Source organism: Richelia sinica FACHB-800 (assembly GCF_014698825.1).
GTDB lineage: Bacteria > Cyanobacteriota > Cyanobacteriia > Cyanobacteriales > Nostocaceae > FACHB-800.
Genome location: NZ_JACJTT010000032.1, coordinates 44,526 through 62,784, shown reverse-complemented (window position 1 = coordinate 62,784; position 18,259 = coordinate 44,526). Strand labels below are relative to the sequence as shown.

Sequence of the window (18,259 nt, the reverse complement as noted above, 5' to 3'; positions counted from 1 at the left end):
TTGAAAAGTAGGGTTCGCAAGCTTTTAGCCACATCGGATAATTTACGTGAAGCAATGGAAATCGTTCTCAAGCAAGCAGCGTCCTAATTAATCTGGCTACAGCTATACCCTCCATGAGAGGACTATCTTGATTAGCAGTAGTAGTAATTTCAAAATTACCTCTTTTGTTACGTACTAGCCACACCCAGCCACTACCAAAACGCCCCGCACCAGCCTCATTAAATTGCTTTTTAAAATCCGCAAAACTACCAAAAGTTTTATTAATGATATTGGCAATTGCTCCTGTCGGTTCTCCACCACCATTAGATTTCATGATTTGCCAAAACATTGTATGATTCACATGTCCACCACCATTATTCTTAACACTAGTACGAATATCTGAAGGAATTTGATTGATTTTCTTTAATAGGGACTCTATGGACGGTTTTTTTAATTCTGGATATTTATCTAATGCTTTATTTAAATTATTTACATATGCTGCATGATGTTTATCATGATGAAACTGCATAGTTGTTGCATCAATATATGGTTCTAGTGCATCATAGGCATAGGGTAACGGTGGAAGTTGAACAGTTCCTGTAGCTGATTGAGCAACTACATCAAGAATAGGATTATTGATCGCAAAAGCAAAACTTTCTAATGTTAACGCACCTGTACTAGCTCCTAATAATATTAGAAAATAACGGCGATTGAGCATCATACGATTATCATGTAATAAATTGCAGGAGGGAATTTTTATTAGTCTATATTTTACCTGCAATCGAAAATGAAAAAATCTTTCTCTAGATTGAATAATTTACTGATAAACTTGCTAATTTTTAGCATAAAATTTAATATTTAAAAACATTTATGCTTAATTTTTATATTTTCTTATCAACTGGCGTTTTTTCAGAGTCTGGCAGTTATTCGGCAGAGGGTAAGTACCTTGGCAAGTTTAAATTTAATCTAACTAAGTTATGCTCACACTTATTAGTATTATAAATAAACTTATTTTCTCATAGCCTGACTACCCTCTGGAACCTACCATTTTTCAGCCCAATAGACAATTTCTGACTGGGTACTATCAACTGCTACACCATAACTATAGCCACGATTCCATTTAAAACCAGATTGACCCTGATCTTGGGCTTTGAGAACTAAAATTTCGTAGCTGGAAGGAAAAGTTTCTCTGCCAGAATTACTAGTATAAAAAAATGTGGTGGGAATACCGTTAGCTTGATTAATATGAGAATTGGTATCGCCACCATAATATTTATGACTAGCAATTTGTTGGTAATGCGATCGCAACTTTTGGATTTTCTCTGCTGATTGTTTGAGGCGAATTTGAAAAAAACTATTACCTTGGCTTTGATTTGCAGAGTAAGCCATGGATACCTGTTGAGCATCAGCAGGTATCTTTAGAGGGAAATGGTTGACTTTATCATGCTCAGACCATAACTGAGTCCGAATTTGGTGATAGCGGGATGTATCGGTAATGATTTGGGTTGTATTGTTACTGCTAGAAGCTTTAGTCATGAAAAAACTACCAGCAACCACACTCGCTCCACCCACAGTTAAGAACAAGATTGTAGTGATTTTAGCAAGACAAGATGATTTCATTAAGTTGAGTACATCTAATTTCTAGATCAATATCCCAACCCATCAAACTCTAGTCCTGATGTTTTTTAATCTAGCGCCAGAAATATAGCAGGTGACAGGTAACAGGTGACAGTGCTAAAAGCCTTTGGGTATATTAAGTTCTAGCTGTAGTTCATGTCCTAACTACCTTGTCTACGGCTATATCTCACTATCTATCATTTCTATGAAAATGAACCAACAATCAAGCCCGCAAGAATACAAAACCCAATCCAAACATTTTGGTTAAACATTTGACCATAAGCCTGGCGAGGAATTTCTGATTGACGTAACCGCAGATATTGCCAAAACCAAGCAATGGTAGCTATGGCTAAACTTATCCAAAAAGCGAAATTCAGGTGAGCAACGACACCTAATTCAACGAACAAAAAGATGGTGCCAGCAAGGAAAATACCAATGACTGTAGGGGCATAATCACCAAAAAATAGGGCGCTAGAGTTCACCCCAATTCGCCGATCATCTTCGCGATCGCTCATGGCATAAATGGTATCAAATGCTAATGTCCACAGTACAGTTGCTCCCCATAACAACCAGGTCGAAGTAGACAGATTACCAGTGACCGCACTCCAACTAATTAATACCGCAAAACCCCAAGCGATGGATAGAACTAATTGGGGAACAGGAAATACTCTTTTTGCGCCAGGATAAAGGAGAATCATCGGCACTGCGGCCACAGACAACCAAAAGCTCAAGGAGTTAAGATAAAAAGCAAGAACTGCTGCACAAGCTAAGGCCACTATACCAACAATAATACCCACTTTTAGGGAAAGAGAACGAGCCGCAAGAGGGCGATCGCGTGTTCTTTCTACTTGGGGATCGATATCCCGATCCCATAAATCATTGACTACACATCCCGCCGCACTGGTAGCAATACTACCGACAATAATCACTCCCACCAAAGGTAAAGGAGGTTTCCCCGCTGCTGCTAAAAACACAGCCCACAGGGCGGGAATCATTAATATTAACCTGCCTTCGGGTTTATGCCACCGTAACAGCTTGAGAATTACAAGCCATACTGGTTGTTGGTTATTTTCTGTTGTTTCCAGCATATTTGGATGATTTCACACATCTTCACATTTATAGAATATCGTTATTTGATAGCTGAATTGAGTAACTGAAAGGAGAGGATACAAGCTTTGAAAATGCAAGATGTATTGGTATTAGTGATTGAACCAGATGATAGTCTAGCCAATCAACTCGCTTTTGACTTGCAAGAGGCTGGTTATGATGCGGTTTTAGCCCAAGATGCTACAACTGCACTACAATACTGCCGCGATCGCCAACCAGCTTTAATAGTTGTAGACCGAATGCTGATTGGTGAATCAGGATTGTCTTTGTGCAAAAATCTCAGAAGTTTGGGTAATCGTTCCCCAGTGCTAGTGTTAATGGCTAGGGATACAGTAGATGACCGAGTAGCTTGCTTAGAAGCAGGTGCAGATGATTACATCCTCAAACCGTACCGTTCAGAAGATTTTCTCAAATTAATTCGTCTTTATCTCAAACCAGATATAGATACCACAGAGCAATTACGCTTTGGTGACTTAGTTTTAGACATAGGAACTCGTCGTGTCATCCACAATGGTAAAACTATTGACTTAACCATGAAGGAATTTGAACTGTTAAAGTTCTTAATGGAACATCCTCGCGAAGTCTTAACCCGTGAACAAATCTTAGAAAACGTTTGGGGCTATGACTTTATGGGTGAATCCAATGTGATAGAAGTATATATTCGTTATCTACGTCTCAAAATTGAAGAAGAAGGTCAAAAAAGACTCATTCAAACTGTACGTGGTGTAGGCTACGTTTTGAGAGAATCTTAATTTTGCTAGTCCAGTAGGAAGTAAATATAGCAATTATTGAAAATGGCTGAACATGTAATACCAGCCTTGATAACTCCTATGTCATTTCCATGTTTTAACCAAATAGGGTAAATCTTGACGTGTTTGTCTTTGATCAAGTCAGTGTGAGCTTAATTGAGGCTGAATTTTGACTGAATATTTAGTTGTTGTGCGGGTGGGGATCGAGAAATGACCAAAATTTGTGGGTTATTTTGCATAAATTCTGTAGAATAGTCAGAACCTGGATTCCCAAACCCCAAAACGATGAATTAAATTTCAATATCGCTTATTCTCTTTTAAATATAAATTTCAGAATTTCAACTACTTATGAGACATTGGCTCAGTTTAGTTTCTATATTGCTGAGTATTTTACTTATGGGATGTTCTCCACGGACTACTGCTCAAGATAGTCTGAATACCCCTGCAACAGCAACTATACCTAAAGGACAAAATTTACCTATTTCTGCTCAAGCCATACTTCCTCAAGGAACAAAAATTCAATTAGAAGTAGCACGCACACAAGCAGAGCAAATGATGGGTTTAATGTATCGTCCAGCATTACCAGATGATCGAGGAATGTTATTTGAATTTTCCTCTCCCCAACCAGTGCAATTTTGGATGAAGAATGTACCCGTAGCCTTGGATATGGTTTTTCTCAATCAAGGGGTAGTTAGGTATATTCAATCTGCTGCCCCTCCTTGTGAGAGTGAACCTTGTCCCACCTACGGCCCCAATGTCCCAATTAATCAAGTCATCGAATTACGGGCAGGACGAGCGCAAGAATTAGGCCTCAAGATAGGTGATGTGATCAAAGTCGAGTCTGTCCAATCTAATAACTCACCATAAGCACAATCTTATCCATCTATTTATGAAGATACGGTAAAGTAATGATGAAAAAAAATTTGTAAAAAAACTATTGCGTAATCTAGCGAAAAGAGGTGGTAAGAAGCTAATATTTACCAGAGAGTCTAAGGCAACCTAGTAACAATTTTTTCCAGGCTTGAATCTCGATTTCATGGTTTAGCAGTAAAAATCCTCCTTTTGGCGTAAGTGTAAATGGTCGTCAATAGAGGACTATAAGCTATGGAATGTTGTTTATTGAACGTGTAATTAAATAACACTCTCACAAGTCAATAGTGATTAAGCTAACTGAGCCATTGATAAGTTTTACTTCACAATAGGTGTCCAGTGGCAGATATCTAGTTTCTCTTGTCAAAAACGCCTGATATAAATTGCTCGCACAAACATAAAAACCCTGCTGTGTGGAGGTATTTGTTCTCTCATGGCAAAGTGACACATAAAATACTGGCTACATAAAATAGAGAAATGGAGAAGCAATATATGATAATACACTCTACTCAGGGAGGTGAGGCGCAAATGACACCATCAAGATATTCTCGATTGATTAATTTTCTCCAGGAAGATTTGGCTATATCCGCAGCTTCTATTGCTGTAGCTATGCGACATCGGGCCCAAGATCCTGGATCATTAACGATGATTCTTTGGCAGTATGGTTTGATTACGAGAGAGCAACTAGAACAAATTTATGATTGGCTGGAGAATGCTTAGTTATGAATGACTGAGACTGAATTCAGGAGAGATAAATTATGTCAAATCCACTTTGCTTGGTGCAAAGATTTGAAAAGTAAAAGAGCGAGTGAAGTTAGCTACTCGCTCTTTTCAGTATTGATTTATTTTTATTTGATTAGGACTTGATTAGCGGCTGCTACACCAGCACCGGGGGTAAAGTTGTCATAGCCAACTTCGGGAAGGACAGCTTCTAGAGAAGCGATACAACTGAGAATATCGCGATCGCTGACAAAGCCCAAGTGACCAATCCGGAAAATCTTGTTTTTCAAATGGTCTTGACCACCAGCTAAGGCAATATCAAACCGTTTTTTCATGGCTGACCGAATTTTATCAGCTTCAATACCTAGAGGTTCTACGGCGGTAATTGCTGGACTACCGTATTCATCCGCTGCAAACAAAGGTAAATTCAAAGCTTTAATGGCAGCACGAGTCGCATTTTTCAATCTTTCATGACGAGCAAAAATTGACTCTAATCCTTCCTCTTTCATAATCCGCAAACTTGCATGTAGAGCCACAATCAAGTTAACTGGAGGAGTGAAAGGAGTGGTATTTTTCGCAGCAGATTTCCGATATTTACCCAAATCTAAATAGTATTTAGGTAATTTAGCAGTTTTGTAAGCTTCCCAAGCTTTGGCACTCACAGACACAAAACCTAAACCAGGAGGAATCATGTAGCCTTTTTGGGAACCGGAAGCTACCACATCTAAACCCCAGGTATCTATGGGCAGATTAAATGCACCTAAACTAGTGACTGCATCAACAATAATTAAAGCTTGACCATGTTCTTTCACATGATGGTTGATAGCTGCCAAGTCATTGATGACACCGGTGGAAGTTTCACTGTGGGTGATAATGACGGCTTTGATTTGTTTTTCGGTATCTGCTTGTAGCTTGGCTGCAAAGGCTGATGGGTCTAAAGGTTTACCCCATTCTGCGGTGACGGCTTCAACATTTAAACCATAGGCTTGAGCAACTTCTACCCAGCGTTCACCAAATTTACCGTTAGAACCAACCAAAATGCGATCGCCTGGTGAGAGAAAATTGATAATTCCTGCTTCTACTGCACCAGTACCGCTCACATTCAACATCAACACATCATTTTGAGTTTGGTGCAGCCATTTGAGGTTTTCTGTTACCTCAGCCAGAATGTTGCTAAACTCGCCAGTCCGGTGGCCAATGGGGTGTTTGGCTAACGCCAATAAAGCCGCTTCTGGTACTGGGGTAGGCCCAGGAATCATGAGCATCAGCTTATCGTTCATAAAATCTGTGTCCTGTCTAAGTGCTAAAAATTGAATCCCAACAAAATTAGCCGCCCAAATTCATGGAGGGCTGAAATTAACCATATTTTTGGCGCTGTGCGTCTATAAATAGGTTTTTCTTAATAGTTTCCCGTAGGCTAACAAGTAGCAGACATCTAATGTAGGACCAATTTATTTAAAATATAGTGAAAGCGTTTATCTAGGATCTCACAAATTGGGCGTGAGGTACAATCGATTATCAAATTTTAGTCTTATAGCAATGGACAGAGCGGTTAGGACATTAACTAACACTAAAACTTAGACAACAAAAGTCTTTTAGCACTGTCACCTGTCACCTGTTAACTGTCACCTGCTATATACTCATTTCGTGCATCTAAGTCAGAGATAGAGGACTGAACAGTTATCAGTCACTCTCTCAGGGTCTAACATCTCAAACCCATGATGGTATGAGAGATGACACTATCAATCAGGAATAAATACTTTTTCACCATGATGATTAATTGACCATCTGTGTTCCACTGTCACAGCTGAAGATTGAAAAACTTCTTCCAGCCGTTTCTGTTGAGATGCTGCTTTGCGTAAAGTAATAATCAATTGAGTCACTTGATTGCGTAATTCAGGGTTTTGATTTACAGCACTCATAGTTTGCTTTTCTAAAAGTTGTAGTATCAATTCGTAGTGGATAGGTGACGGTAAAGGAATAGGCTCCATGTAGTTGATGTAAAAGTGCAACTTAGAATTTTCTCTGACAGAGACTATATCTCTGGTTACATGAATTGTTACATAGGTAATACCATTTTGGAGTTAGGATTTGCAGTTTTGGAAGTCTGCCTGAAGAAAATCCTGTTTATTTATGCCAATCTTTAAGTCTTTGTTTTATTTTGTCTTGGCTGCTATCTGCGAAATTGGTGGGGGCTATCTTATTTGGTTGTGGTTACGAGAAGGCAAAAGCCTATGGCTAGGTTTGGGTGGTTCAGTGCTACTCACTGTATATGGATTTGTAGCTACACAACAACCAAGCAACTTTGGTCGGGCTTATGCAGCTTACGGCGGTATTTTTATTATCCTGTCTATTGTTTGGGGTTGGAAGATAGATGGATTCGCTCCTGATAAATTTGACCAAATAGGGTCATGGATTGTGCTGGTGGGGGTACTAATTATGATGTACGCACCCAGAGGTTGAAATTAACACTTGAGTGAGGGCAACCATCAACCTGTTGGGGCGTATTGCTATAGATAAGTGAATATATAAAGTTAGTTTGTGGCAGTTATACTTCCAACTAGTTGCCAAACAATTGATGAATTGCCAATTGTGGATCTGGTTGTTTAACTAAAGACTCACCCACTAATACAGCCGATGCACCAGCGGTAGAGACTAGGTTTAAATCTTCTGGTTGATGCAGTCCTGACTCACTGACAACTAAAATATTGCGTTCTTGTAACTGCTGGCCTCTAGCTGCAAGTAGCTGACAAGTGGTTTGTAAGTCTACGGTGAAATCTTCTAAGTTACGGTTATTAATACCGATGAGGCTGACACCTTCTAAGGCTAATACTCGGTCTAGTTCTTCTAAGTTGTGGACTTCTATCAAAGTTGCCATGTTGAGCTTTTGAGCAATTTTGATGAAATACTGCAAGTCTTGGTCATTGAGGATAGCTGCGATTAATAGGACTGCATCAGCACCATGAACCCGGGCCCAATACATTTGGTAGCCATGAATGATAAATTCCTTACACAGTAGGGGTAAGTCTACAGCTGCACGAACTAAGGATAGGTTATCAAAACTACCTTGGAAAAATTTGACATCGGTGAGGACAGATAGACAACTAGCACCACCTGCTTGATAGGATTGAGCGATCGCTACTGGGTCAAAATCTGCTCTAAATACACCTTTGCTGGGAGAAGCTTTTTTCACTTCAGCAATTAAGGCTGGTTTGGTTTGACCGTGACGCAGGGCAGCCATAAAATCACGGGTGGGTGGTGCGGATAAGACTTTCTTTTGCAATTCCCGTAGAGGTGTGCGTTCCCGCATTTGCTCAACTTCTACTTCTTTTTGCCAGACAATTTCTTCCAAAATATTATTGGGTGAGGCATCGGGTACAGCGACTTGATAACACAATGTGGACAGATGAATAGCTGGACTAGGTGAAAGACGACGGATTTGCATATTTAGTCTTGGGTCATAGGTGAAGATGGGTCATTTGCCCTGAAGGATGTACAGGACAAATGACTAGTAATTAAGAAGCGATCGCTCGTTTATAAGCTTCGTCTAACACTTCTGAGAGTGTTGGGTGAGCATGGACTAAATAAGCGAGACTTTGTACAGATTGGCGATTGGCAACGGCAGCCGCAGCTTCGTGAATTAAATCGGAAGCATGGGGACCAAAAATATGTACACCTAACACTTCGCCGGTGTCTTTGCGGTAAATAACCTTAGCCATCCCATCTGCATCATTTTCCGCCAAGGCTTTGGAGTTACCTTTAAAGTAACTCTTGCTGGTAGCAATTTCAAAACCGTTGGCTAAAGCTAATTCTTTGGCAGCAGTTTCTGATAAGCCCACATAGCTAACTTCTGGGTGGGTAAACGCGGCAGCGGGAATACTGCGGTAATCTACGGTTTTGTGTCTACCTAAAATATTTTCGACAGCGATAATACCTTGGGCAGAAGCCGCATGGGCTAACATCATTTTCCCTGTGGCATCACCAATAGCCCAAAGATGAGGAACGACTTCACCGGCGGACAACACTGCCATATGGTCATTGACAGGGATGAATTTGCGGTTATCTAGTTCCACACTCACGGATTCTAAACCGAGGTTTTGGGTAGCGGGGATGCGACCTGTAGCTACTAAGCAAGCGTCAACTTCCAGCACTTCTACATCTTCTTTGGTTTGGAAGTTGGCTAACTCAATTACCACTGGGGAACCGGGAATAATTTTTTTGGCGTAAACCCCAACTTTGGTTTCAATATCACGGGGAGTAATCAGGACTCGTTCCGCTAATTTGGCGATATCACGGTCAAAGCCTGGCATTAGCTGGTCTACAGCTTCAATTAAAGTGATTTCACTACCCAAGGCTGAATAAACATCTGCAAATTCTAGACCGATATAACCACTGCCAATGATTGCTATCCAGTCTGGTAGGGTTTCTAACTTCACCCCTTGGTCACTGGTGAAGACGGTTTTACCATCGACTTCAATCCCTGGGGGAACAAAGGGAACAGAACCAGGGCTGAGGATGATATCTTGGGCGGTAATGGTTTTTTCACCACTGTCTGTGGTAACGGTGACTTTCTGGGAACCAGCAATTTTCCCCCAACCGCGGATGATATCTACACCTAAACGTTTAAGGCTGTTTGTTAAATCCCCTTGAATTTTGGCGACGAGATTGTTGGCATGGTCAGCGATCGCTTGCCGATCAAACTGTACACTACCTAATTGAATACCCAAGGACTTGAGATGATGGGCGTTACGCAGTTCCCGTACCTTCCCAGAAGCCGCTAGCAGGGCTTTGGAGGGAATACATCCACGGTTAACACAGGTTCCTCCCATGTCTGCCGCTTCGATAATCGCTGTTTTCAGACCACAGCTAACGGCATGTATAGCTGCGCCATGTCCACCAACACCAGCGCCGATGATGATTAAATCGTAATCAAATCCATGACTCACGTTTATTTTCCCCGTTTCCTTCACCTATTTATTCTTAACTTGACCAGGAATCAATTTAACTTTGATGTGGATTTTACTCAAATTTACAGACCGCAGGCAGATGCAAGACTCTGACAGCAGTATTTTTGGTTGGCTTTTGCCTTATCTTGCCTGACACCCTGGCTAGATGACTGGTTTATCTATGTTGCGTCAGTTCTCAGTTGTTAGTGGTGTAGTTGTTTTGACCGCTGAACAGTGAGGATTAATCAATGATGGCGATGACTTTACCGTTCCTAAACTGGAAATGGTTGTAATCCTGCCATTTTGTAAAATTATAGTGACGATCTCGATATTAACTTTTGCATGACATTTTGTAATTTTAGCGGATTTCCCTGTAATTTTGAGTTGCCATCTTCAACAGCTACTTAATCTTTAAGTTGGATTTTCAAGCGATCGCTTCATGTCTATTTTTAACCTCAGTGAATTTACTATCCGTCGTCATGCCAATGCCAAATCATTTCAACGCGGGGAGGCATATTATGCCGCTGGTGCCGTAATTAGCTTGATTCAAAGGGGAAAATGGTTACAGGCAGAGGTTCAGGGTCTTGAATGCCAACCCGCTTACGTTAGTGTCTATGGGGATGAGGAGGGTGTAAATTGCTCCAGTTGTACTTGTAATTACGATTTAGAGGATTGGTGTAAGCATATTGTTTGTACTTTACTGGCCTGTTTACGCGAACCAGAAAGGATAGAACAACGTCCTTCCTTAAGTCAACTTCTCCAACCACTTGATTACAGACAAACTCAACGGTTAATACAGGAGTTAGTGGCAGAAAACCCCCAATTAATTGATGTAATTGAAGAGCATATCCATTGGATGGCTAAATATCCAGAGTATCGACCCTGTACATCTTTGGCTGTGAATGTGGATATTGAGATGTTTCGGCAACAGGTGGATCAGATTTTGCAGGATGGGGTCGAGAATTGGCTAGATGCAGAGGAAGAAGACCCGATTATAGAGAAATTATGGAGTTTAGTGGAAATTGCCTTAGATTATAATGACCGGGGTGAAGGCATAGAAGCGATCGCTATTTTGTCAGCAATTACCTCCAGTTGCGTAGAAAATTGGCATCAGGTAGCGGACTATGGTTTTGATCAAGATGCGATCGCTCAAGAATTTAATTTAGCCTGGTGTGAAATTATTCTTAGTACCACACTCACACCCGAAGAAAGAGTTGATTTGCAAGTCGAATTAGAAACTTGGCAAGATGAATGGGATGCTGACTTTAGTTTGAGTTTGGAAGCTTTACATCAAGATTGGGATGACCCAGAATTAATGGAGATTCTCGCTGGTCATTCCAGAGGCATCAGCGATTATAGTGATAGATTGGTATTTATTCGCCTGAAAATCCTCAAAAGGGAAGGCAGATATGAGGAATACTTAAATTTAGCCCAAGCTACAGGTCAGACCCAAGAGTATTTAGAAATGTTGACCAGTTTGGGTAGAGTACAAGAAGCAATGACTGTTGCCTTTACACACATGACTTCCATTGAGCAAGCTTTTACTTTTGCGAAAAATTTACGAGCAAAAGGAGCATTATCTCAAGCTTTAAATGTTGCCAAGACTGGGCTGAATTTACCTGGTGATTGTCATGATGACTTAGGAGTTTGGACGAGTGATTTAGCCCAAGAATTAGGAGACAATCAAACTCATTTATTAGCTATAAGAGCAATATTTAAAGAACAACCATCTTTAGACTTGTATCACAAAATAGCAGCTTTATCAGGTAAAAATTGGCAAGCAGAAAAGCAAAATTTATTAGCAATTATGCGCCGTTATGGGTCATGGGGAACGGAAGCAGCCAAGGTAGAGATATTTTTATCAGAAGGTTTAATTGACGATGCCATCAATATTGTCCGTGACCTCAGCCCTGATTATTCACCATTAATTCAGCAAGTTATGACAGCAGCTATCCCCCATCAACCTGGTTGGGTCATAGCAAATGGTCGTCGTCGTGCCGAATTAATCATCAATGCTAGTAAATCAGAACAATATGCAGATGCAATTCAATGGCTAAAACAAGTACGTGCTGCTTATTTAGCCTCCAACAGACAACCAGATTGGGTAAAATATCGGCAACAATTAATAGAAAATCATGGACGCAAACGTAAATTTATGACTATGTTTAATAGCGCAGATATGGAATAAATCTTTCACAAAATCTACTGATATTTTGCGTTCTTCTTTGCGTCCTTGCGTCTACCCTTCTCCTTCGGAGACACTAACGCGAACGGAAATTCCTACGGCACATGCGTGAGACAAAAATATTTACGCCACAAATCCCAAAATTAAAAATACTATTTCTTATTAACCAACCCTATTAAATCTTCAATTCTTTTAATATTGCCATCTCCCGCTAAATAACCAATCCCCCGATGTAAATGCAGACGAAATTGGGTAATCAGGGTTTCTTTATCTGTACCTAAACCATCGTTATAACAGCGTTGTTTTAAGGCTAAAAGCAGGATATCAGCGATTTCACCCCCAAAGACACGCCAAGTCATTTCTACGTTGCTATCCTGGGGAATAGGCACAGGTGAAGGAGGGGTAGGTTCAGCCAGAGAACGACAAAAAGCCCAACGACAAAGAATATTCCATTGTTCAATTTTTGTGCTGCGTTTAAGTTTTAACAGTTGTTCTTTTGCTGTTTGAGAAAGCCGAATGCGTTCAATTGGAGAGTCCATTTACCAAAAATAACCTTCTTTAATGGTGGTTTCGCGTTGACTGGAGTTATATTGAAGGAGATACTCACGAGCGATCGCTTCCATTTCTCTAAGTGTATCGACTTCTTTTTTGCCAACTTCTGTATCAGTAGATAACAAGATTACTTGATGACTAGCAGAGGGGAAATACCTTTCTACTAGGTTATTACGGTGAGATGAGTCCAGTCTACCAAGGGGAGTATCAATAGCTACAGGCAACCGTCGTCCTGAGACTTTAGCTAGACCCCAGAGAAATGCGATCGCTAAAAGTTGCTTTTCCCCAGCTGATAAGCGATGTTTAGGAACAGATTTACCATTTAAGTCATATAAAGACAAACTGAATGTACGAGCATCAATAGCGATGCGATGTACCAAATCAGATTTGTGTAATAAATAAAGAAAACAGTTTTTAACTTCTTCTTCCAACTTATTCAATTTTCGCAAAGTCAACTTTTCTCGAAACACCTTTAATGTTGCTTGCACTTTAGCGGCTGCATTAATAATATGTTCATTGTTTTTATATTTAATATTGTCTATGGTATATTCATTTAATTCTTTCTTGGACTTAGTAATAGCTGCTTCTAATTCTCCTAAATAGCGGCTGGTAGCTTCATAATTAGCCTTAGCCTTAGCCACTTCAGTCTGCGCCGTTTCTACAGCTTTTTGTAACTTAATATATGCTTCTGGTGCAGCAGCAGTTTGCATTTGACGGTCTAATGTGAGAATTTCTTCCTCATAATTATTCAGTTCTTCTAGTTCCTTTTTTGCTCTAGCTTGGCAGATTTTTAGGCGATAAAATAAATTGTCAAGCAAACTTAAACTTTCTTCGTCAGCGTTCAGCCAATTAGTTTCTGACAATGAATTGTTTGTATATAAATTATCGATATCTTGAATTAAAAATAATTGAATATCATTAACTGTATCTTTGTCAATTTCTAATTTATTTAGCCACTGTAATAATCTTTGATCTCTGTCGATTAAAACATCTTTTGCTAACTGCATTTGTTGAGTGTGAAATTCCTTATCACCTTGGTCTTGCACTTGGGATAATAAATTATGAATCAATGCTAAGGGTAATACATCATCAGCCAATTCACATAAAGATTGGCGAATTTTTTCTGTTAATTTAGTTTTTTCTTCTTTTTGTTTTTCCAATTGACTACGTTCTGAAGCAATTTTTCCACCTTCGGCAATAAATTTATCAAAAGCTTCTTGTTGTTTTAAAATTAAGTCTTTCAATTCCAGTGCTAAATTGTCTAATTCAGCTTTAGTGGTGTCGTAATCTTCTTGTTGCTGAACAAGACATGCTTCAATTTCTTCTAAATTTGCCAAATCTTGATTATCAGCTAATTCCTTTTTTTTACGATTGACTAAAATCTCTAAATCTACAGCTAATCTATCTGCTAACTCTAATCCCAACAGTCCATTAATTGCATCTACCACAATAGGTGGTGGTGTTTCCTGTTCAGCTAGTTCCTTAACTTGTTCACCATCAAAGAGAAATAAATTAGAAATTCCCAACGGTAGAATATTTTCTATATATTCATCCCAGATATTCACTAAAGAATCAACAGGCCAGGTATCATCATCACCTAATATCCCCAAAGAGTCTTTACCATCCTTAGGATTTTTTTCCCAGGTTCTTATCACACGATATTTTACAGGCTTATCCTCTTCAATATGTTCAAAAACTAATTCAACTCTGGTTTTTTCTACTGGGTCGGCTTTACTATTAACACATTGATTTAAAAAATCCGTATAACTCAGATTACCGCGAGTAGAACATTGAGCGCGTTGACCATATAAAGCTAAACGAATGGCATCCATCAGGGTAGTTTTACCACCACCATTCATTCCTCCTAAGAGGATAATTGGACAGATATTATCATCATCTACTTTGGGGTTCAGGTTAATTACCTGTCGTCCAGAATAAGGGCCGAAGTTTTGGAGAACAAGTTCAAGAAATATCATAGTTATTGAGTTATTGCATCATAAAATATACAGTGTAAATATAATTCACATCGACACACAAGAACTAAATTATATGATTTTCACTAGTGCATGTAGACAGACTAGTTTTTTAGCTGCAATTGATAATCATCAAGACTATGTTATTATTTGCAAAATATTCCTTACTTGTGCTTCTTAAATTTTACACTTCCCCAATTAACAGGTTTTGTATCTTCATTCGCAGCATCACCTAAAGTTAACTGTTGAAATTTTTCTTTAAATTTAGCAACGTCACCTTCACTCACTGCTTCTCTTAAATCACGTTTTAGATGAGCATTTTTAATTGCTTCTTCTGGGGAACGAGAACTAGAGTCAAAACATTTCTCTAGGCTTTCGTATATACCCACTCGACGAGTTTTTTTTCTAAATTGGCGTTCTGTATCCAACAATTTCGCCATCAATTCCAAGTGCATAGCATCGTGTTCACATATTTCTTCTAATACTCCCCATTCATCACTACCCAGGAGACTATAATCAGCACCAGGACGAGGGTCACGAAATTCTTCTCCCGTCACTTCTTTATAAATACGGGGTAAGCTATCATCAAATTCGTGCTTTTCTTCCAACCATATTCTACGAATTTCGCTCAATTCTTCTAAGGAAATGAGTGTAATATCACGCATATTCTCTGGAGCATTTTGACGCATTTCGGTTTGGGCTGTTAATAATTTTCTCAACCAATACTCACGCCAATATTTTGTGTACGGGCCTGGTATTGGCTCAATTGATTTTTCACCATTTAGATTACGCTCAAATAGTTGAACTTCGCCTTTCAACCGACGAAAGTCTCTTTTTTCACGGTCATTTTCAATATCTAATTCCCGACGAAAATCGACTATAGGTTGTAACCATTCTTTTTCCTCATTATTTTGAATCATTGCATTTAAAGATTTATCTCTGTCAACAAGTGTACAAACCCAACAGCCAAAACGTGAACTACCACAACTTGGAGTAGAAGTATCAACAACTAAAGGACATTCATTATCTGCTGTTGACTCTCTATACATTTTAAATAATTCTTCGTTACTATGACCCCAAGGATTTTGCCACTGCATTAAATATAGCCAAACTTCATCAGTACGCCAATCTTCAATAGGACTATACACAAGTGAATTAAGTAAATTAGCGTTAGGACTAAGACGGTCTCTTACTCTCTTTTCTTCAAGCTTTTTCATAGTAGCAGCGCGAGTAGCACTTTCTGCTTTACGAATTCCCAAGATTACAATAGCTTCTCCATTACTCCTAACAACATCACGAATAAAACGATTAGATGGATTAATTTTCAATCTACCAGTACACCAACGAAATTTTTGACGAGGTGCAGGATAACCTTTCCCAATTAAACCAACCCAAAAGGTTTCTTGAACTTCTGGTTCTAACATATGAGGTTTAACAGGCATATCCTGTTCTATAGCAGCTAACTCTATTTTTTGGTGAGAATTACGTACCCAGTTGGAAACATAAGGATTTTCTACACCTGTATCTGTTGTAATTATATGAATAGTTTTCGTTCTTTTTTCAGGTGGTAATTCAGCAATCGCATTCCAAACAAGTTGTAAAGTAGCTGTACTATCTTTACCCCCTGAATAACCTAACACCCAAGGTATCTGATCAAAGCAGTATAATTCTCTAATTTCCTTTGACAGAATTTGTATATCTTCCACAAAATCTGCTACTTTGCGATTTTCCTTATTCTGATCTTTGGGATTCTCTTTTTTGGTCATTACTCTCTACGGGTAAATATATATAAACTAAAATTTATTTTTGATATTTATTACAATTAAGTTTTTACATGAAAAATTTAATTGCGTATATGCGTGCTTAATAAAAATTATAATAAGTACAATTTTAGTATGCAATTTTTTGGGACATAATGCTACTAGCGAGAAAAAAAATTTTTTAAAAACATGAAAAATAGTACACATAACCCAAGCAATGATATTGCTCAAGAATATGCAGAGTATGAAAATAAGGACAAACATCTGTTAGCTTTATTACTGGACAAGTTCCTGGAGAAAAAAGACCAAATTTTGGTTCAAAAAACCGAAATGGGAGGGACTGAAGCGTATGTTGGTTCCGTCTCATTAGAATGGTTTGCAAATCGAGTGCATTTCGCTTCTGGTTTACCATTGCTGCAAAAAAAGTACAATCCGGAAACTCAAAATATAGAAATTGATGCTGAAAGTATTGATGAAATTCAGCAGCGCCCCCTTGACTGGTCACGTCAAATCGCATTAGTTCATTATTTAGCGTCTAGAAAAAATCATAAATTTCCAGCTGTATTGGTAGTAATTAATCAACCTTGGGTAGATAACCCAAAAGCAGCAGAATGGAACAGCGAAGGAAGGGCTAAAAAAGCTACGACTGATTTTATTCCCTTAGATAACGAAGGTAAAGTTGGTTTATTAAATGTCTCTGAGGACAATGTAACGATTTATGCTCTTGATGGACAGCATAGATTGATAGGTGTACAAGGTTTAATGGAGTTAATCAAAACTGGTAAACTCCAACGTTATAAAAAGGATAAAGCGGCTGATGATAGTTTTATTAATGTGAATGACTTAATAGAACAGTATCAAGTGGAACCTGCTTATTTACAAAGTTTACCCAAAGAAAAAATCGGTATTGAATTTATTTGTGCCGTTAATGTTGGAGAAACTTACACCGAAGCGAAGCGACGAGTCAGGTCTATTTTCGTTCACGTCAACTTGATGGCTGCACCTTTAACAAAGGGACAATTAGCACAGCTAAATGAAGATGATGGTTTTGCAATTGTAGCGCGAAATATTGCGGTAACTCATCCACTTTTAGCACAAAAACCTAATAGAAATCCGCGTGTAAATTGGAATAGTGCCACAGTAGCGGCTAATTCTACTGTATTAACGACGCTGCAAGCTTTACAAGACATGTCTGAAAGATATTTGGGACAAAAATTTCCCCACTGGAAACCTTTAGAAAAAGGTTTAATTCCTATGCGTCCAGAAGATGAGGAATTACAGGAAGGTATTGCAGAATTTAGAAAGCTATTTGATAACTTAGCTACTTTGCCGAGTTATAAGATTTTAGACCATGAAGATACTCCTGTTTTAAGACGTTTTAGTTTTGAAAAGGGAGGAGGGGAAGCCAATATGCTTTTCCGTCCAGTTTCTCAAGTGGCTTTAGCACAAGCATTGGGAACCTTAGTATTTAAAAAGGGTTTTTCGTTGGAAGCTATTTGTAAGAAATTGCGGAAGTTTGACCAACAAGGTGGCTTTAGTGGGATGGAATATCCTCAATCTTTATGGTATGGGGTTTTATATGACCCAAATAAAAAGCGGGTGCAGGTTGCAGGTAGAGATTTAGCTGCAAAGTTATTAATTTATATTTTGGGGGGTACTAACGACGCAGTAGAAATAGCATCTTTGCGTAAGGCTATAGCTGATGCAAGAACTATAGAAGACAATACTATAAATTTTGACGGAAAACTGGTATCTCCGCAGCAAGTAGGACTTCCATCTATTCTTAATTAGATGATTTGCG

Annotated in this window: 16 protein-coding genes; 6 read left to right on the top strand and 10 right to left on the bottom strand. The window is 39.0% G+C overall.

Features of this window, described 5'->3' with window-relative positions; genetic code table 11:
- Positions 1-67: 67 nt before the first annotated feature.
- The 3 genes from H6G73_RS18730 to H6G73_RS18720 all read right to left on the bottom strand — a co-directional run bounded on the left by H6G73_RS18730 (position 68) and on the right by H6G73_RS18720 (position 2,684).
- Positions 68-700: a superoxide dismutase gene (locus tag H6G73_RS18730; RefSeq protein WP_190607237.1), complete on the bottom strand. Its 633-nt coding sequence runs from the start codon at positions 698-700 to the stop codon at positions 68-70.
- A gap of 320 nt (positions 701-1,020) precedes the next feature.
- Positions 1,021-1,515, bottom strand: a complete 495-nt coding sequence (locus H6G73_RS18725; protein ID WP_313948542.1) for a hypothetical protein — start codon at positions 1,513-1,515, stop codon at positions 1,021-1,023.
- A gap of 284 nt (positions 1,516-1,799) precedes the next feature.
- Entirely contained in the window at positions 1,800-2,684 is an 885-nt protein-coding gene (locus H6G73_RS18720) for a 4-hydroxybenzoate solanesyltransferase (RefSeq protein WP_190607233.1), read from the bottom strand.
- A 93-nt stretch (positions 2,685-2,777) separates the two neighbouring features.
- On the opposite strand from H6G73_RS18720, the gene nblR reads away from it, so the two are divergent.
- From nblR to H6G73_RS18705, 3 genes are all read left to right on the top strand, one after another.
- Positions 2,778-3,455 carry a response regulator transcription factor NblR gene (gene nblR, locus H6G73_RS18715; protein WP_190607242.1) on the top strand — a complete coding sequence of 226 codons (678 nt, stop codon included), beginning with the start codon at positions 2,778-2,780 and terminating at the stop codon, positions 3,453-3,455.
- Between the two features lie 345 nt (positions 3,456-3,800).
- On the top strand, positions 3,801-4,319 hold the full coding sequence (locus H6G73_RS18710) for a DUF192 domain-containing protein (protein WP_190607231.1): 519 nt from the start codon (positions 3,801-3,803) through the stop codon (positions 4,317-4,319).
- A gap of 495 nt (positions 4,320-4,814) precedes the next feature.
- On the top strand, positions 4,815-5,042 hold the full coding sequence (locus H6G73_RS18705; protein ID WP_190607229.1) for a DUF2949 domain-containing protein: 228 nt from the start codon (positions 4,815-4,817) through the stop codon (positions 5,040-5,042).
- A 128-nt stretch (positions 5,043-5,170) separates the two neighbouring features.
- On the opposite strand, the gene H6G73_RS18700 is transcribed toward H6G73_RS18705, so the two are convergent.
- Both H6G73_RS18700 and H6G73_RS18695 read right to left on the bottom strand, forming a co-directional pair.
- Positions 5,171-6,322, bottom strand: a complete 1,152-nt coding sequence (locus H6G73_RS18700) for a pyridoxal-phosphate-dependent aminotransferase family protein (RefSeq protein WP_190607227.1) — start codon at positions 6,320-6,322, stop codon at positions 5,171-5,173.
- Between the two features lie 462 nt (positions 6,323-6,784).
- Positions 6,785-7,033, bottom strand: coding sequence for a DUF5340 domain-containing protein (locus H6G73_RS18695; RefSeq protein WP_190607225.1), 249 nt, complete (start codon positions 7,031-7,033; stop codon positions 6,785-6,787).
- A gap of 142 nt (positions 7,034-7,175) precedes the next feature.
- On the opposite strand from H6G73_RS18695, the gene H6G73_RS18690 reads away from it, so the two are divergent.
- Positions 7,176-7,505, top strand: a complete 330-nt coding sequence (locus H6G73_RS18690) for a YnfA family protein (protein WP_190607223.1) — start codon at positions 7,176-7,178, stop codon at positions 7,503-7,505.
- Between the two features lie 97 nt (positions 7,506-7,602).
- Here H6G73_RS18690 and trpC read toward each other — a convergent pair whose 3' ends face one another.
- Both trpC and lpdA read right to left on the bottom strand, forming a co-directional pair.
- The gene (gene trpC, locus H6G73_RS18685) at positions 7,603-8,487 is read right to left on the bottom strand and encodes an indole-3-glycerol phosphate synthase TrpC (RefSeq protein ID WP_190607222.1); all 885 of its coding nucleotides are present in this window, start codon (positions 8,485-8,487) and stop codon (positions 7,603-7,605) included.
- 70 nt (positions 8,488-8,557) lie between these two features.
- Positions 8,558-9,988, bottom strand: coding sequence for a dihydrolipoyl dehydrogenase (gene lpdA / locus H6G73_RS18680; protein WP_190607220.1), 1,431 nt, complete (start codon positions 9,986-9,988; stop codon positions 8,558-8,560).
- Positions 9,989-10,427: 439 nt separating this feature from the next.
- Here lpdA and H6G73_RS18675 point away from each other — a divergent pair, with 439 nt between their 5' ends.
- Positions 10,428-12,176, top strand: a complete 1,749-nt coding sequence (locus tag H6G73_RS18675) for an SWIM zinc finger family protein (protein WP_190607218.1) — start codon at positions 10,428-10,430, stop codon at positions 12,174-12,176.
- A 149-nt stretch (positions 12,177-12,325) separates the two neighbouring features.
- Here the strand turns inward: H6G73_RS18675 and dndE are convergent, their stop codons facing one another.
- The 3 genes from dndE to dndC form a co-directional block, all read right to left on the bottom strand.
- On the bottom strand, positions 12,326-12,712 hold the full coding sequence (gene dndE, locus H6G73_RS18670) for a DNA sulfur modification protein DndE (protein ID WP_190607216.1): 387 nt from the start codon (positions 12,710-12,712) through the stop codon (positions 12,326-12,328).
- Positions 12,713-14,701: a DNA sulfur modification protein DndD gene (dndD, locus tag H6G73_RS18665; protein WP_190607213.1), complete on the bottom strand. Its 1,989-nt coding sequence runs from the start codon at positions 14,699-14,701 to the stop codon at positions 12,713-12,715.
- A gap of 161 nt (positions 14,702-14,862) precedes the next feature.
- Complete coding sequence (dndC, locus tag H6G73_RS18660; protein ID WP_190607211.1) at positions 14,863-16,464, bottom strand: DNA phosphorothioation system sulfurtransferase DndC; 1,602 nt, start codon at positions 16,462-16,464, stop codon at positions 14,863-14,865.
- A 183-nt stretch (positions 16,465-16,647) separates the two neighbouring features.
- Between dndC and H6G73_RS18655 the strand changes: the two genes are divergently transcribed.
- Positions 16,648-18,249 carry a DGQHR domain-containing protein gene (locus H6G73_RS18655; RefSeq protein ID WP_190607209.1) on the top strand — a complete coding sequence of 534 codons (1,602 nt, stop codon included), beginning with the start codon at positions 16,648-16,650 and terminating at the stop codon, positions 18,247-18,249.
- Positions 18,250-18,259: the final 10 nt, after the last annotated feature.

What these genes read in the sequence shown, in the direction of transcription:
- H6G73_RS18675 (WP_190607218.1), top strand. Translation starts at nt 10,428, where the DNA reads ATGTCTATTTTTAACCTCAGTGAATTTACTATCCGTCGTCATGCCAAT.
- H6G73_RS18690 (WP_190607223.1), top strand. Translation starts at nt 7,176, where the DNA reads ATGCCAATCTTTAAGTCTTTGTTTTATTTTGTCTTGGCTGCTATCTGC.
- trpC (WP_190607222.1), bottom strand. Translation starts at nt 8,487, where the DNA reads ATGCAAATCCGTCGTCTTTCACCTAGTCCAGCTATTCATCTGTCCACA.
- H6G73_RS18695 (WP_190607225.1), bottom strand. Translation starts at nt 7,033, where the DNA reads ATGGAGCCTATTCCTTTACCGTCACCTATCCACTACGAATTGATACTA.
- nblR (WP_190607242.1), top strand. Translation starts at nt 2,778, where the DNA reads ATGCAAGATGTATTGGTATTAGTGATTGAACCAGATGATAGTCTAGCC.
- H6G73_RS18730 (WP_190607237.1), bottom strand. Translation starts at nt 700, where the DNA reads ATGATGCTCAATCGCCGTTATTTTCTAATATTATTAGGAGCTAGTACA.
- H6G73_RS18700 (WP_190607227.1), bottom strand. Translation starts at nt 6,322, where the DNA reads ATGAACGATAAGCTGATGCTCATGATTCCTGGGCCTACCCCAGTACCA.
- dndC (WP_190607211.1), bottom strand. Translation starts at nt 16,464, where the DNA reads ATGACCAAAAAAGAGAATCCCAAAGATCAGAATAAGGAAAATCGCAAA.
- H6G73_RS18710 (WP_190607231.1), top strand. Translation starts at nt 3,801, where the DNA reads ATGAGACATTGGCTCAGTTTAGTTTCTATATTGCTGAGTATTTTACTT.
- H6G73_RS18705 (WP_190607229.1), top strand. Translation starts at nt 4,815, where the DNA reads ATGATAATACACTCTACTCAGGGAGGTGAGGCGCAAATGACACCATCA.
- H6G73_RS18725 (WP_313948542.1), bottom strand. Translation starts at nt 1,515, where the DNA reads ATGACTAAAGCTTCTAGCAGTAACAATACAACCCAAATCATTACCGAT.
- H6G73_RS18655 (WP_190607209.1), top strand. Translation starts at nt 16,648, where the DNA reads ATGAAAAATAGTACACATAACCCAAGCAATGATATTGCTCAAGAATAT.
- dndE (WP_190607216.1), bottom strand. Translation starts at nt 12,712, where the DNA reads ATGGACTCTCCAATTGAACGCATTCGGCTTTCTCAAACAGCAAAAGAA.
- H6G73_RS18720 (WP_190607233.1), bottom strand. Translation starts at nt 2,684, where the DNA reads ATGCTGGAAACAACAGAAAATAACCAACAACCAGTATGGCTTGTAATT.
- dndD (WP_190607213.1), bottom strand. Translation starts at nt 14,701, where the DNA reads ATGATATTTCTTGAACTTGTTCTCCAAAACTTCGGCCCTTATTCTGGA.